A 14,280-nucleotide genomic window follows, 5' to 3' on the forward strand; every position below is an offset into this window, starting at 1 on the left:
GCCTCCCTTTTCCACCAGGAAGGTCTGACGCCTGCAGGCCTTTCCCTTGTGGAATATTGCCGGACTGACTGCATGGTGCGGCAGCCTTCCAGAGGTGATCAGCCTTAGCCAGAGGCCGCCCAACCAGACACATAGGTCTGGCTGGCCTCTTTGGCTCGCCCATTAGTGATCCGAATTCCATCCAGATGCCCGGACCGGACCAGTCATGGCGCGGTGCCAGCCATGCCATCAGCTGCTCAGGCGACAGCGTCCAGAACAGGCTTTTCGACTAGAGCTCCTGATGCGAAGCACCTCGCCGCCAGGGCACATGCATACCTGGGGAGGCGGCGAGTTCTACTAGATGGCTTTGTCGAAAGCAGGTCTCACCTCCTGACGGTTCGCCAACAAATACGAAAGCCCCGCCGGATTTTCCGGCGGGGCTTCTGTGTAGTTGGAAGGGCGGTCCAGCAGGGCTGCCCTTCCCGATAGTTCTGTTCCTGTGGATCAGAACTCGTAGCGGACGCCGACCTGCATCTGCCACACCGAACGGCGCGACTGCGTCGTGGTGCGCACGTCGGTCAGACCGGTATAAACGTACCGGCCCGTTACCGGGTCGATGGACGGGGTGACAACCGGCGCCACATACGGGAAGCCGACCTGCTCCAGACGGCCCCAATCGCTGTTCAGCAGATTGGTGAGGTTCTGGATGTCGAACGTCAGAACCGCGCGGTGACCCTCGAAGAAGGCCGGGATTTCCTGCCGGAGGGACAGGTCCACGGTATGGACCCAGTCACTGCGGTGGGAGTTGCGCGGGGCAATCTCGCCACGGTACTTGCCCAGCCCGTTGTCTTCGATGAAGGCATCGAGCTGCTCGCAGGTCAGATCTCCGGTGACAAAGACATCGGCGCTTGCGCCGCTGCCCAGGACGCCACAGCTCTCCGGCACATAGAAGAGCTGGCGGTCACGGCTGTTCTGTCGAGAGTCGCCGAACACATTGCCGCCGTCGCGGAACGTGTAGCTGTAGGGCAGGCCGGAGCGATGCTCACCAATCAGGGTGACTGTCGTCTTGAACCCTTCCAGGAAGTCCTTCGTCCAGGACGCCGTCCACGAGACACGGTGCTTGATCTCGTAGTTGGAAGTCGCCTTTTCCGGGTCGTTGATGTCGGACGTCGCGACGTTGTCCCAGTTGGACAGAGCCGTGGAGCTGGTGCCGGGGCTCACATCCTCGACATCCTGCCAAGTGTACCCGACGAAGGTGCCGAAGTCGCCGAAGTCGGACATCCAGGTCTTGTCCAGACCGGCAGTCAGGACGAGACGATTGCCTTCGCTGGTGTTGGTCAGCAGCAGGTCGTTACCGCTGGGAGCGCCCGCGACGCGGGTGTAGAGCGGACGTCCATCCGGCAGGGTGCCATTCTGAACGTAGCGGATGTTCTTCCAGAGAACGGCGTCGCGCGTTTCGGCGTAGGTGCCGTCTAGGGTCAGGCGGAAGTCGGTGCCTACGCCCGGGATGTCGAAGTCGTGCTGCAGCGACAGGGCGAACTGCCACTCGGACGCGATGTCGAAATCCGGATCAAGCGCGTTCACATCGCCTTGACCTTCCAGCGTGCTCTGACGATCGAGCAGAACCTGCGGCAGATCGAAACCGTTGACGTTGTCCAGAACCGCCGAAACCGGGAACGGCAGCCCCGTGCTGTTACGGCTGATATCCTGGGTGGTCGTGATGACACCCGTGTTACTGTAGCTGTTGGACAGCCAGACGTTCGGGGTGCCGCCGCCGAAGATGCCCACACCGCCGCTGATGACGGTGCGGTCGGTCAGGTCATAGGTGAAGCCAAGGCGCGGGGACCAAAGGTCGCGGCCGTCGAGCGTCTCCGAATTGGAAAAGCCGTAGCGATTTGCGAAGACTTGGTTGGACGCTGGGCGGTCCTTCGATTCAAACCAGTCGTAGCGCAGGCCGAAGGTTACTTCCAGATCGCTCGTAACGTTCCAGCGATCTTCCAGATAGAGGCTGTTGGTGTCGTAACCGAAATTGGCAGCGGCATCATTGGCATTGTTCGAAAGAGCGTTCTGATAGCTCAGCGACGAGGCGCGCCGGTTCCGCAGATCATCGATGCTGGCGAACTCATAGACGCCTTCCGCCCGCTGGACGAAGAGGTTGAAGATTTCCAGTTCTTCGCGCTCGAAGCCGGCGGTCAGGGTGTGATCGCCAAGCAGATACTCGCCCTTCAGCTTAAGGGTATTGAGGTCGTTCGTCAGGTAGTTGGCATGACGCGACTCGTCCGGACCAGCGAAGACGGTGCCACCGGACGGGGTGGCAATCTCGAACTTGGCGAACTCGGTCCCGCGCAGGCTCTCCTGCCGGGTCTCGACTTCCTTCCGGCCGACCTTTAACTCCGTCGAGAAATTCTCGGTCCAGCTGGAGTAGAGCTGACCCGTGAACTGCTCCAGGGTGATGGCGCGGTTATAGAGCGTGGAAAGGGTCGACAGCTCCCGGAAGCTCGTGCTGTTTCCGGTGTTGCTGGTGTCGTTGCCTTCTGTCCGCTGATAGGTGAACGTCGCGCGATGGTTGTCGTTGATGTTCCAGTCGACGCGGGCCAGGAGCTTCTCGTCGCTGGTCGGGATCGCGGCGCCAAGCGCGCCGGCATCGAACCCGTACACCGTATCCATGATGCTGAGGATTTCAGCATATTCGGCAGTCGTGATGCCAGGCACCTCGTTCGGCGCGCCGGACCCGGTCGGGCCGAATTCCTGGGGCTCCTCGGTCTCGAGCTTCTCGTAGTTCACGAAGAAGAACAACTTGTCCCGGACAATCGGGCCACCCAGCGTGCCGCCGTACGTCTTCTCCTTGAAGGTGAAGTCGTAGTTGTTGTCCTTGCTCTTGTCGCCGATCAGGCTGTCGTCGGTGTAGTAGTAGTAGGCAGAGCCGTGGAAATCGTTATCGCCAGACTTGGTGACGATATTGATCAAGCCGCCCTGGAACCCGCTGTACTCGACGTCGAACGGGTTGGTGACGACCGCCACCTGTTCGATCGCATCCAGAGAAATCGGCGAGCGCTGAGTCGGGTAGCCGTTGTTGTTCAGGCCGAAATCGTCGTTCTGGCGCACACCGTCAACGGAAAGCTGGTTGAAGCGGTTGTTCGCGCCGGCGATCGAGATGGCGTCGGAGTTGGTCGGATCGATGAAGACGCGCGGATCGATGCGCAGCGCTGACTTCAGATCACGGTTGACCGTCGGGGCGTTACGGATCGCTTCCTCACCGAAGGTCCGGCCGGTGCCGGCAACCTGCTGCGTGATCCGCTCACCCGTGACGATGATTTCTTCAAGCGCGGTCTGCTGCTGACCCGACGCCTCGAGAACCAGATCGATGGCGGTCGGCTCACCCAAGCGGATGAAAACACCCTCGATGGTCTGACGCGGATATCCCTGTCCGGAGAAGGTCACGTTGTACGGACCACCGACGCGGAGACCCGCGGCGTTGAACCGGCCACCGGCATTCACAGTCGAGGTGGTACGCGTGCCCGACGGCACGTGAAGGACTTCCACCGTGGCGCCCACTGCAGGCTCGCCGTTCGACTGCAGGATCAGACCCGTCATCGAAGACGTGGTTTCCTGGGCGATGGCGGGAACGGCGAAAGACGATGAGACGGCGATGGCGAGTGCGCCTGTGCCGAGCTTAAGCACGTTGAGGTGCCGCCGCAGCAGCGCGGCAGCCTGAATGTTCCGAATGGTCATGGATAAGCCCCTAATTAACCGGACCGGAATGGCAGCGGAAGGAACCAGATGCGCGTGTCGATAGGGTCACGAAATTATGACACTCACGTTACAGCGCCAGAGACTTCTAAGGCTTTAGGGCTAATGCGGGCTATATCTCGCAACGGCGTAGCAAATCGGCCACACGTTCCGCAGTGCGGCAGACGTAAAATCCTTTTACAGCCCGGAAGCTACGGGCTGGGCAAAGCCGGATTGCGGCGGCGCACTGAATCCGGTATCGCCACCCCCGAAGGGCCCCCGCAGGGCCAAATGCACTGAGCAGGAGACGGCGCGTGGCGTGCATGCATCGATTCGGATATGCCCTGACGATAGGCATAGGTCTGGGCTTCGGTTTCGCCGGCGTCGGCATTGCGGGGGAGCGGGTCACGCTCCAGGTCCTGAACACGACCGACCTGCACATGAATTTGAAAGATTACGACTACTATGTCGACAAACCGGATGCTTCCATCGGCCTGACCCGTGTCGCGTCCCTGATTCGTGCAGCGCGAGCGGAAAATCCGAATACGGTGCTGGTGGATAATGGCGACCTGATCCAGGGCACGCCGATGGGCGACTGGGTGGCGCGGGAGCGGGGCGTTCCCGCCGACCTTCCCCACCCCGCCATGGCCGCTTTGAATCTGCTGGGCTATGATGCCGCCGTCCTCGGCAATCACGAATTCAACTACGGTCTGGATTTCCTCGGCCAGACCTATGCCGGCGCGCGGTTCCCGGTGCTGGCCGGCAACGTCTTCAAAGTGGACGGCGACCAGGACCCGTCGAACGACAAGCCGCTCTATCCGGCCTATACCATCCTGACCCGTACGGTTAAGGATGCGGAGGGAATGCCGCACGAGTTGCGCATCGGGGTGCTGGGCCTGCTGACCCCGCAGATCATGGTCTGGGACCGCGACAAGCTGGAAGGCCGCGTGACGACGCGGGATATCGTGGACACGGCCCGGGACGTCGTACCGCAGATCAAGGCGGCGGGTGCCGATGTCGTGATCGCGCTGAGCCACGCCGGAATCTCGCCGCTCCCTCGCGAAGGAGGAGAGGAGCAGGCCAGCGCTTATCTGACGGAGATCGACGGGATTGACGCCGTCGTGACCGGCCACAGCCACCGCATCTTCCCCAGCGCTGAGTTCGAAGGCTTTCCGGGCGCTGACCTTGCCACCGGCACCGTCAATGGCAAGCCGCTGATCATGGCCGGCCAGTTCGGCAGCCATCTGGGCGTGATGAAGCTGGTGCTGGAGCGTACGGGAGACCGCTGGTCGGTGGTCGACGCCAAGGCGGAGGCACGCCCGGTACAGGAACGGAAGGACGGTCGCACTGTGTCCGCGGCGGATGCCGATCCGGAGGTGTCCGCCCTGCTCGCCGATGCGCACCGGGGCACTTTGGATTACGTCCGTCGGCCTGTAGGCCGCACCACGGGCCCGATCCACAGCTTCTTCGCCTTCCTGGGCGACAGCCCCGCGGTGGAGTTGGTGGCTGAGGCTCAGCGCGCCTATGTGGAAAAGGCGCTGCAGGGCACGCCGCATGCCGGGCTTCCCATCCTTTCCTCGGTCGCGCCGTTCAAGTCCGGCGGGCGGCCCGGCGTGGATTACTATACCGACATAGCGACAGGTGAGATCGCGATCCGAAACGTCGCCGACCTCTATGTCTACCCCAACCAGTTGGCCGCCGTGCGCCTGACCGGCGCACAGGTCCGGGAATGGCTGGAGATGTCGTCCCGCGCGTTGAATGTGCTCGATCCGACAAGCGCGGAACCGCAGATGCTGATCAACCGCCGCACGCCCTCCTACAACTTCGACATCATTGATGGCGTGACCTATACGATCGATCTTACGCAGCCCTACCGCTATGGCCGGGAGGGTCTTGAACATCCCGATGCGCATCGGATCGTCGACCTGCGCTACCTGGGCAAGCCGGTGGAGGACGACCAGGAGTTCATCGTGGTCACAAACAATTACCGTGCGAATGGCGGCGGCGGGTTCCCCGGCCTGGACGGAAGTACCGTGGTTTATCAGTCGCCCGACACGGTTCAGCAGGCGATTATTGATCACATCCGGTCGAAGGGCGTGGTGGAGCCATCCACGGACGGCACTTTCCGCCTTGCCCCGGTCAAGGCACCGGTTACGGTGCTCTACGACACGAATCCCAAGGCTACCGCCCTGGCCGATGCACTGCCGGGGGTGACCTATCATGGGCCGGGTGAGGAAGGTTACGCCTTGTTCCGCATCGACCTGTCGGGTACTGCGCAATGACGGGACGGCCGCGGGTCTATCTGGCGGGTCCCGAAGTCTTCCTGCCCGATCCGCATGCCGCTACGGCCGAGATGAAGCGGCTTTGCGCCGGGCTTGGGCTAGAGGGCGTGTTTCCGCAGGACGCTGCCCTCCGCCGACTAGCCGACGAGGCAATGGCCGCCTTCGCCGCCCGCATCCGACAGGCCAACATCGACCTGATCCGGAGAGCCGATGCCCTTATCGCAAATGTCAGCCCGTTCCGAGGCCCCGGTTCGGACGATGGCACCGCGTTCGAAATCGGGTTTGCCGCCGCGCTGTGCAAGCCGGTCTTCGCCTGGAGCGCCGAAAGCGGGACATTGCTGGAGCGGACTCGGCGGCGGATGCAAGTTCATGCGTCCGGGACCTGCTGGCGCGATGAGAAGGGAATGGAGGTCGAGGATTTCGGCCTCCCCGTCAATCTGATGCTGGTGGCCCCCGCCCTGCCTGTAGTCCATCCCGACTTCCAGAGCGCCGCCAGCCTCTGTGCCAGATGGCTCCGGGCGCAGGCGCCCTGAAAAGAGAAGCGCCCGCGGGGGCGGACCCGCGGGCGCTTTTTGATGCTTTGGAACAGGCTGATCGCCGGAAGCAGCCGGCTTCAGGCGGCGTTCTGCGCAGTCGGCTCAAGGCGGCGGAACCGTTCCGCGTTCAGCACGACCTCGAGCGCCAGCGACAGACGGTCGCTTGACCGGCCATCAACCAGAAACTCGACATGAGCCGGATGCCCAGGCCGCTGGTGCACGGCATGGACGAGCAGTCGGCGCTTCGGCAGCTTCACTTCCTCCAGCCAATCCCCCGGCTTGGGCGGATCGGGCGCGCGCCTGGACATGACCATTTGTAAGGACTCCCTCGGAAAAAGGCCCGGCTCCGGCCCGCGCCAGCCCAGTCCTCGACCGGTGGCGCAGGCGGACGGCCCGGAGCGGGACTATACCCCAACTTCGGCCAGCAGAGGTATAGCTGCCGTGCGGCCCTTTTGGGACAAGCGTTGGGCGTGGCGGCAATGCACCACTTGCGCCGGCGGGTGCGATGTCCTCCCTCGCGGATTGTTGGTCCTTCCATTCACGAACCGCGCGGGCGCACAGGGATGTTCGACTGGATCCTTTCCGTCATCCAGCAGGCCGGGTATCTGGGCCTGCTTTTCCTTATGTTTATCGAGAATATTTTCCCTCCAATTCCGTCTGAGCTCGTCATGCCGCTGGCCGGCTTTCTCGCGGCACGCGGAGAGATGCACCCGCTTCTCGTCGTGCTGGTCGGGACAGCGGGCTCGGTACTCGGCGCCCTGCCCTGGTACTGGATCGGCCGACGTGTCGGACGGGACAGGCTTCTGCACTTTGTGCGCCGCCACGGATTCTGGCTGACCCTGTCGTGCGAGGAGGCGGACCGGGCAAATGAGTGGTTCCGGCGGAAGGGTTGGCTTGCCGTTCTGCTGGGCCGGCTGGTGCCGGGAGTCCGTACATTGATCAGCGTGCCGGCCGGAATTGCCCGCATGGGCCTGCCTCGGTTCCTGCTGCTCACCGCCATTGGGTCCCTGGGCTGGACAGGCGTTCTGGTCGCTGCCGGATATCTGCTTGAAAGCCAGTATCGCCGCGTCGAGTCCTATGTAGACCCAATTTCAACCGCGATCGTGGCGGGTCTGCTGGCTGTCTATCTTTACCGGATCGCGCGCGGGCTGGCCCGGCGCTGGGCCGAGCACGCGAAGCCATCCGCCGGACAACAGCCATCTGCCGGGCGCGGAACCTGACCAGCTGGCCAGGACTTCGTGCATCATTCTTCAGTTCGGCGGGCGATCCTGGCATTGTGGCCGCGCTGCCCGGAAGGGCCAGGAGATCATTGCACTAGACGGGAGCCATCAGTGCGGAATGAGGAACAGGGCGATCTGGCCATCGCCCGCCGTGTCACATTGAAGCCGATCGAAGACATTGCGGAGCAATTGGGCGTTCCGGCCCACGCCCTGTACCGATACGGTCCACACAAGGCCAAGCTGGCTGCAAGCTGGGCGGAACGCCTGCCGGAGCCGCGCGGCAAGCTGATCCTGGTGACGGCGATCAGCCCCACCCCGGCCGGAGAAGGGAAAACCACGACCACCATCGGCCTGGGGGATGCGCTCCGCCGGTCCGGCCGGAAGGTGGCGATCTGCCTGCGGGAGCCCAGCGTGGGCCCGGTTTTCGGGGCCAAGGGATGCGCCACAGGCGGCGGCTATGCCCAGGTTGGCCCGATGGACGAGATCAACCTGCACTTCACCGGCGACCTGCATGCGGTCGGGGCCGCCAACAACCTTCTGGCCGCCCTGATCGACAATCACATCTACTGGGGCAACAAGCTCGGCATCGACCCGCGCCGGATTACGTGGCGGCGTTCCATGGATCTGAATGACCGGGCGCTCCGCAATCTGGTGATCGGCCTCGGCGGCCCGGCGAACGGCGTTCCGCGGGAGGACGGGTTCGACATCACCGTGGCGTCGGAGATCATGGCGATCCTCTGCCTCGCCGCCAGCCTCTCCGACCTGGAGCAGCGTCTGGCCCGGATCATCGTTGCGCAGACCCAGGACAAGCGGCCAGTGACGGCCGCAGACCTGGACGCCGTCGGGGCCATGACCGCCCTGCTGAAGGATGCGCTGTCGCCCAACCTAGTCCAGACGCTGGAGGGGACGCCGGCCCTGGTCCATGGAGGTCCCTTCGCCAATATCGCCCACGGCTGCAATTCTGTCATGGCGACCCGTACCGGGCTGGCCTTGGCCGACTATGTGGTGACGGAAGCCGGGTTCGGCGCCGATCTGGGGGCTGAGAAGTTCATGGACATCAAGTGTCGCCAAGCCGGACTCGCCCCCGCGGCAACGGTCCTGGTCGCGACCGTCCGTGCGCTGAAGATGCATGGCGGCGTGCCCAAGGCCAACCTGGCCACCGAAAATGTCGATGCGGTGCGCGCCGGGGCCGTCAATCTGGTGCGGCATATCGAGAACCTGCAGAAGTTCGGGGTTCCGGTCGCGGTCGCCATCAATCGCTTCGTCCAGGACACGCCCGCGGAGTTGGACGCGGTTGCGGAGATCTGCGGCGACTTGGGAGTGAACACCCATCTCTGCTCCCACTGGGCCGAGGGGGGCGCCGGGGCAATGTCCCTGGCAGAGGACGTGGCCCGGCTGGCGGATAGCGGTCAGGGACGCTTCGCCCCGATTTACTCTGCAGAGCTTCCACTTGAAGAGAAAATCCGCACCATCGCCAAGGAAATTTATCGGGCGGAGGATGTGGAAATTCCGGCCGGCGTCCGTGCCCGGCTAAAGGAGATCGAGGCGCGCGGCTTCGGCCATGCCCCGGTCTGCATGGCCAAGACCCAGTACAGCTTCTCCACCGATCCGGACGCCCGCGGCGCTCCGACCGGCTTCACGTTGCCGGTCCGCGAGGTGCGGCTGTCCGCGGGAGCCGGTTTCGTCGTGGTTCTGTGCGGCGACATCATGACCATGCCGGGCCTGCCCAGGGTCCCAGCAGCCGCTGGCATCGGCATGAGTGAAGCGGGTCAGGTGGTCGGTCTAAGCTGACGACCGACCGGACCTTGAAAAGCAAACGGGAGGGCCGAAGCCCTCCCGTTATCTCTGCGCCTCTCCAGAAACCTGTCAGTTCCCGTACAGAACGCCCGGCAGCCACATGGCGATTCCGGGGAAGATGTAGAGGATCAGCAGCGAGAGAAGCACGATGGTGAGGAATGGGATCATGCCCATGAAGATGTGGCCAAGCTCGATGCCCTTCGGCGCTACGCCCTTCAGATAGAAGGCGGACATGGCCATTGGCGGGGTCAGGAAGCTGGTCTGGATGTTCAGCGCCACCAGAACCCCGAAGAACACCGGGTCGATGCCGTAATTATCCAGCAACGGCAGGAAGATTGGGACGAAGATGATGATGATCTCCGTCCACTCCAGCGGCCAGCCCAGGATGAAGATGATCAGCTGGGTCAGCAACAGGAACTGCCAGGGCTCCAGCCCGAGCCCGTCGAACCAGCCCTCCACCACATGGTGCCCGCCCAGCAGGGAGAAGACCGACGCGAAGATGTAGCTGCCGACGAACAGCCAGCACACCATCGCGGAGGCGCGGCCCGTGAGGAACACCGCCTCCTTCAACTTGGTCCAGCTGAACGCGCGGTAGGCGATGGCGAGGACAATGGCGCCCAAAGCTCCGATACCTGCCGCTTCATGCGGTGTTGCGAGGCCGAACAGGATCGCGCCCAACACCGCCAGGATCAGCACCGCCAGCGGCACGAAGGAGGTCAGCAGCATCCAGGTGACCTGCCCTACGGATATGCCCGTCACCAGTTCCTTCGGCAAGGGCGGGGCCAGCCGCGGGCTGATGGCAGCCCGGCCGATGACATAGACGGAATAGAGGCCCGCCAGCATCAGACCCGGAATCAGCGCCGCGGCATAAAGCCGGACCACCGATTCCGCGGCCATCGCGCCATACAGGATCAGCATGATCGACGGCGGGATCAGGATGCCGAGGCAACCGCCCGCGGCGATGACGCCCGTCGCCAGCTTCTTGTCGTAATTGGCCTTGAGCATTGCCGGTAATGCCAGCACCCCCATCAGCGTCACCACCGCGCCGACGATGCCGGTCGCCGTGGCGAACAGGGCGCAGGTCACGAGGGTTGCGACGGCGAGCGAGCCCGGTACATGACGGAGTGCGACCTGGATGGACCCGAACAAGCGGTCGAGGATGTTCGACCGCTCGATCATGTAGCCCATGAACAGGAACAGCGGCACCGAGATAAGCACGTCATTGGACATGACGTTGTAGCCGCGCTGAACCAGCAGCGGGAAAATCGCATCGCCCACGGCATAGTAGCCGAACATCACTGACAGAGCGACAAGGGTGAAGGCAATGGGGAAGCCAAGCAGGATGGTGAAGATGAACACCACCAGCATGACGACCCCAACCATGGGATCGCTCATCGCACACCTCCGCCCTGTTCTGCATGTTCGTGCGCGAACCGGTCGTCCTGGTCCTGCACCGCATGTTGCTCCAGCATCATTTCTTCAAGTTCGACCACATCGTGCAGGCGCTGGGGCCATGTGCCCGTCCGCATGCAGATGACGCAACGCGCCACCTCCACCAGTCCCTGGAGCAGGAGCAGCACCCCGACGATGGGGATCAGGGCCTTGTAGGGGTAGATCGGCGGTCCGTCCGGGGTGAAGGAGCTGTGCTCGTTCATCCGCCAGGACATCTCGGCGAAGAAGTAGCCGGAATAGATCAGCGCCAGAACGCCTGGAAAATAGAAGATGATGTAGAGCACCAGGTCGATAAGCGCCTGCCGCCGCGGGGCCCACAGCCGGTACAGGAAATCGCCCCGGACATGACCATTGCGGGACAGCAGATAGGGTCCGCACATCAGGAACAGCGAACCGTAGAGGATGTAGCTGGTGTCATACGCCCAGGCCGTCGGCTGGGACAGAACGTAGCGCATGAACACTTCGTATGTGACCACGAAGGTGAGCAGCAAGATGCACCAGGAGAAGAGCTTGCCGACCCAGGTGCTCAGCAGATCGATGCCGATCAGGAGTCTCTGCATGGACCGTCTCGGAAATGGCAGCCGGAAAGAATGGCCCCGCCAATCCTGGCGGGGCCGTCGAAGCTGAACCGGAGCGGCGGCCAGAAGGACGCCGCTCCAACCAATCAGGAGTTCTTGAAGAAGTGGTTGTAGGCCATTTCCTGCGGCGCCTCGAATTCCAGATCGAAGCCCACTACCCGCTGGGCCCAGGCCCGCTGGCTGTCCAGCACCTTCTTAAAGAAGGGATCCTTGGAGCGGTTTTCGATCACCTTGTCCCAGGCCTGGAGCTGGGCCTGCAGGATGTTCTCCGGCGTCTTCGTGACCTTGACGCCTGCATCCTTCAGCGCCTTGAGGTCCTTGGAGTAGCGGTCCATCGCCTTCCACGCCATGTCGGCGGATGCAGCCTCGGCCCCGGTTTCAAGTATGGCCTGCAGCTCCTGCGGCAGGCCTTCAAACTTGGACCGGTTAAAGATGACTTCGAAGCATTCGCAGCTCTGGTGATAGCTGCCCACCACGTAGTTCTTCGCCACGTCCTGGAATCCAAGTGCCCGATCGGAGGACGGGTTGTTGAACTCCGCACCGTCCAGAAGACCGCGATCCAGGGCAGGGACAATGTCCGGACCGCCCATGATCGTAACCGCGACACCCATTTCCTTATAGAGATCGGCGGCAAGGCCAACAGTTCGGTACTTCATGCCCTTCAGGTCGTCGGCAGATTTGATTTCCTTGCGGAACCAACCGAGCGGCTGCGTGGGCATTGGACCGTAGAGAAAGCCGACCAAGTCCAGCTTGAGGACGTCTCGGAGAAGCTCGTTGTAGAGTTCCTTCCCACCACCATACTTGATCCAGCCAAGCATCTGGTTAGCGCGCCAGCCATAAGCTGGCGGAGTGCCGAATAGGGAAAAGGCCCCATGCTTGCCGAACCAGTAGGCGGAAACGCCATGGCCGCCGTCCAGCGCGCCGGCAATGATCGCGTCCTGGAGCTGAAGAGCGCCCACGACTGCACCGGCGGGCAGAACTTCCAGCTTCAGGCGACCGCCGGACAGCTTGTTGACCGTGTTGGCGTAGTCGGTAGCGAATTCGTGGAAGATATCACGCGCTGGCCAAGTGCTCTGGAAACGCAGAGTCGTGGTCTGAGCGCGGGAAACATTGGGCATTGCGACGGTGCCGACCGCGGCCGCGGCAGCACCGACACCGGCAGTGCCGAGGAATTTGCGGCGGCTTGCGGATGCGGGCTCGGCCGCGGTTCCGGACGCCTCGGCCGTAACCTGGACAGATTCATCCTGCACGATCTTATTCGACATGAATGCGCTCCTCCGTCTTTTGCCCTTCCGCGGGCTTCACTGATAATTGGACAGGCCTGTTGATGAGCCTGCCGATTGAGACCCCGCCCCGTATTCCGGAGAGGCGGCAATCTCTAAGCATCCCAACTTATCCAAAATATAATCATATTGCGACTCAGTTTGTGCACTCCGCACAAAGTTGCTGAGGGGGCAAAGGGTGGTCGGCCCTCTCCTTCAGTGCCAGTCAGGGCGAACCACCTTCGGGGAGGGTCCGCGCCCGCACCATCCCAATGCCCAGCATGCTCATTACGACTTCGTCATACTGGTTCAGCACCTCCATGCGCTGCCGCACCGTCCCCATTTCCGGCCGTGATCGGGACCGGCGGACCTCCAGGGTCGTGAAGCGCAGGCGCAGCGTGTCGCCCGGTCGCACCGGCTTCAGCCAGCGCAACTCGTCGATTCCAGGAGAGCCGAGCGAGGTCTCCGGCGACAGGATTTCATCCACCATCATGCGCATCATGATGCCGGCCGTATGCCAGCCGCTGGCCACGAGCCCGCCGAAATGGGTTGTCTTTCCAGCCTCGGCATCCAGATGGAAGGGCTGAGGGTCGTAGCGGCGGGCAAAATCGAGGATTTCCTCCTCGCTCACCGTGTAGCTTCCAACCTCGATCGTCTCGCCAGCCGTCATGTCCTCGAGATAGCGTACCGGTCCCGGCATGTGTTCCTCCGCGGTTCATGGTCACGCCGCATGGTGGACCGGCGGAAACCTTGCCAGCAATACCGGTTGGAGGAGGAGACATGGCGGCGCCGGACGTGCCATCATACCGCCGGGAACAATCGAACCCGATCGAAAAGACCGCAACGAATAGGCCAGACCATGCAGGGCGATCCGACCGTCATCAAGCACCTGAACAGCGTGCTCACCAATGAGCTGACCGCCATCAACCAGTACTTCCTTCATGCCCGGATCCTGAAGAACTGGGGCGTCATGGACCTGGCGAAGAAAGTCTACGACGAGTCCATCGGCGAGATGAAGCACGCCGACCTGCTGATCGAGCGTATCCTCTTCCTGGAAGGCCTGCCGAACCTCCAAGATCTGCACAAGCTCCTGATAGGCGAGGATGTGCCGGAAGTTCTGGCCTCCGACCTGAAGGTCGAGCAGCGCGGCCGGGCCGGCGTGCTGGAAGCGATGGCCTATTGCGAGCAGGTGCGCGACTACCAGACCAAGGAAATCTTCCGCCACATCCTTGAGGAGACGGAGGAACATATCGACTGGATCGAGACCCAGCTCGGCCTGATCGACAAGATCGGCGTGCAGAACTACATCCAGCAGCAGATGGGCAGCGGCGATCCGACCTGAGTTCTGAGGTCCCGGTCGTAAGCCGCGTTTATTGATTTCGTAACGGCCTTCCCACATGATGTAGCCCAGTCGGGGTCCCCACGCCCCGATTGGACCCGTTTGC

General features: G+C 62.7%; 11 protein-coding genes. 5 read left to right on the plus strand and 6 right to left on the minus strand.

Annotation, left to right across the window (positions count from 1 at the left end):
* Positions 1-483 precede the first annotated feature (483 nt).
* On the minus strand, positions 484-3,711 hold the full coding sequence (locus tag DOL89_RS19570) for a TonB-dependent receptor (RefSeq protein WP_119681033.1): 3,228 nt from the start codon (positions 3,709-3,711) through the stop codon (positions 484-486).
* 320 nt (positions 3,712-4,031) lie between these two features.
* On the opposite strand from DOL89_RS19570, the gene DOL89_RS19575 reads away from it, so the two are divergent.
* The gene (locus DOL89_RS19575) at positions 4,032-5,990 is read left to right on the plus strand and encodes a bifunctional 2',3'-cyclic-nucleotide 2'-phosphodiesterase/3'-nucleotidase (RefSeq protein ID WP_119681034.1); all 1,959 of its coding nucleotides are present in this window, start codon (positions 4,032-4,034) and stop codon (positions 5,988-5,990) included.
* Positions 5,987-6,523, plus strand: a complete 537-nt coding sequence (locus DOL89_RS19580; RefSeq protein ID WP_119681035.1) for a nucleoside 2-deoxyribosyltransferase — start codon at positions 5,987-5,989, stop codon at positions 6,521-6,523. The genes DOL89_RS19575 and DOL89_RS19580 overlap by 4 nt, the downstream gene beginning before the upstream one ends.
* An 80-nt stretch (positions 6,524-6,603) precedes the next feature.
* On the opposite strand, the gene DOL89_RS19585 is transcribed toward DOL89_RS19580, so the two are convergent.
* Entirely contained in the window at positions 6,604-6,840 is a 237-nt protein-coding gene (locus DOL89_RS19585) for a hypothetical protein (protein WP_119681036.1), read from the minus strand.
* Positions 6,841-7,089: 249 nt separating this feature from the next.
* Between DOL89_RS19585 and DOL89_RS19590 the strand changes: the two genes are divergently transcribed.
* Together DOL89_RS19590 and DOL89_RS19595 are read left to right on the plus strand one after the other, a co-directional pair.
* The gene (locus tag DOL89_RS19590; RefSeq protein WP_119681037.1) at positions 7,090-7,746 is read left to right on the plus strand and encodes a DedA family protein; all 657 of its coding nucleotides are present in this window, start codon (positions 7,090-7,092) and stop codon (positions 7,744-7,746) included.
* Positions 7,747-7,857: 111 nt separating this feature from the next.
* Positions 7,858-9,537, plus strand: coding sequence for a formate--tetrahydrofolate ligase (locus tag DOL89_RS19595; RefSeq protein WP_119681038.1), 1,680 nt, complete (start codon positions 7,858-7,860; stop codon positions 9,535-9,537).
* A 75-nt stretch (positions 9,538-9,612) separates the two neighbouring features.
* Here DOL89_RS19595 and DOL89_RS19600 read toward each other — a convergent pair whose 3' ends face one another.
* The 4 genes from DOL89_RS19600 to DOL89_RS19615 form a co-directional block, all read right to left on the minus strand.
* Entirely contained in the window at positions 9,613-10,938 is a 1,326-nt protein-coding gene (locus DOL89_RS19600) for a TRAP transporter large permease (protein ID WP_119681039.1), read from the minus strand.
* The gene (locus DOL89_RS19605; protein ID WP_119681040.1) at positions 10,935-11,555 is read right to left on the minus strand and encodes a TRAP transporter small permease subunit; all 621 of its coding nucleotides are present in this window, start codon (positions 11,553-11,555) and stop codon (positions 10,935-10,937) included. The genes DOL89_RS19600 and DOL89_RS19605 overlap by 4 nt, the downstream gene beginning before the upstream one ends.
* A gap of 104 nt (positions 11,556-11,659) precedes the next feature.
* On the minus strand, positions 11,660-12,838 hold the full coding sequence (locus tag DOL89_RS19610; protein WP_119681041.1) for a TRAP transporter substrate-binding protein: 1,179 nt from the start codon (positions 12,836-12,838) through the stop codon (positions 11,660-11,662).
* A 223-nt stretch (positions 12,839-13,061) separates the two neighbouring features.
* Positions 13,062-13,535 carry a MaoC family dehydratase gene (locus DOL89_RS19615; RefSeq protein WP_119681042.1) on the minus strand — a complete coding sequence of 158 codons (474 nt, stop codon included), beginning with the start codon at positions 13,533-13,535 and terminating at the stop codon, positions 13,062-13,064.
* Positions 13,536-13,694: 159 nt separating this feature from the next.
* On the opposite strand from DOL89_RS19615, the gene bfr reads away from it, so the two are divergent.
* The gene (gene bfr, locus DOL89_RS19620; RefSeq protein WP_119681043.1) at positions 13,695-14,177 is read left to right on the plus strand and encodes a bacterioferritin; all 483 of its coding nucleotides are present in this window, start codon (positions 13,695-13,697) and stop codon (positions 14,175-14,177) included.
* Positions 14,178-14,280: the final 103 nt, after the last annotated feature.

Origin of the sequence: Indioceanicola profundi (assembly GCF_003568845.1) — a bacterium.
GTDB classification, from domain to species: domain Bacteria; phylum Pseudomonadota; class Alphaproteobacteria; order Azospirillales; family Azospirillaceae; genus Indioceanicola; species Indioceanicola profundi.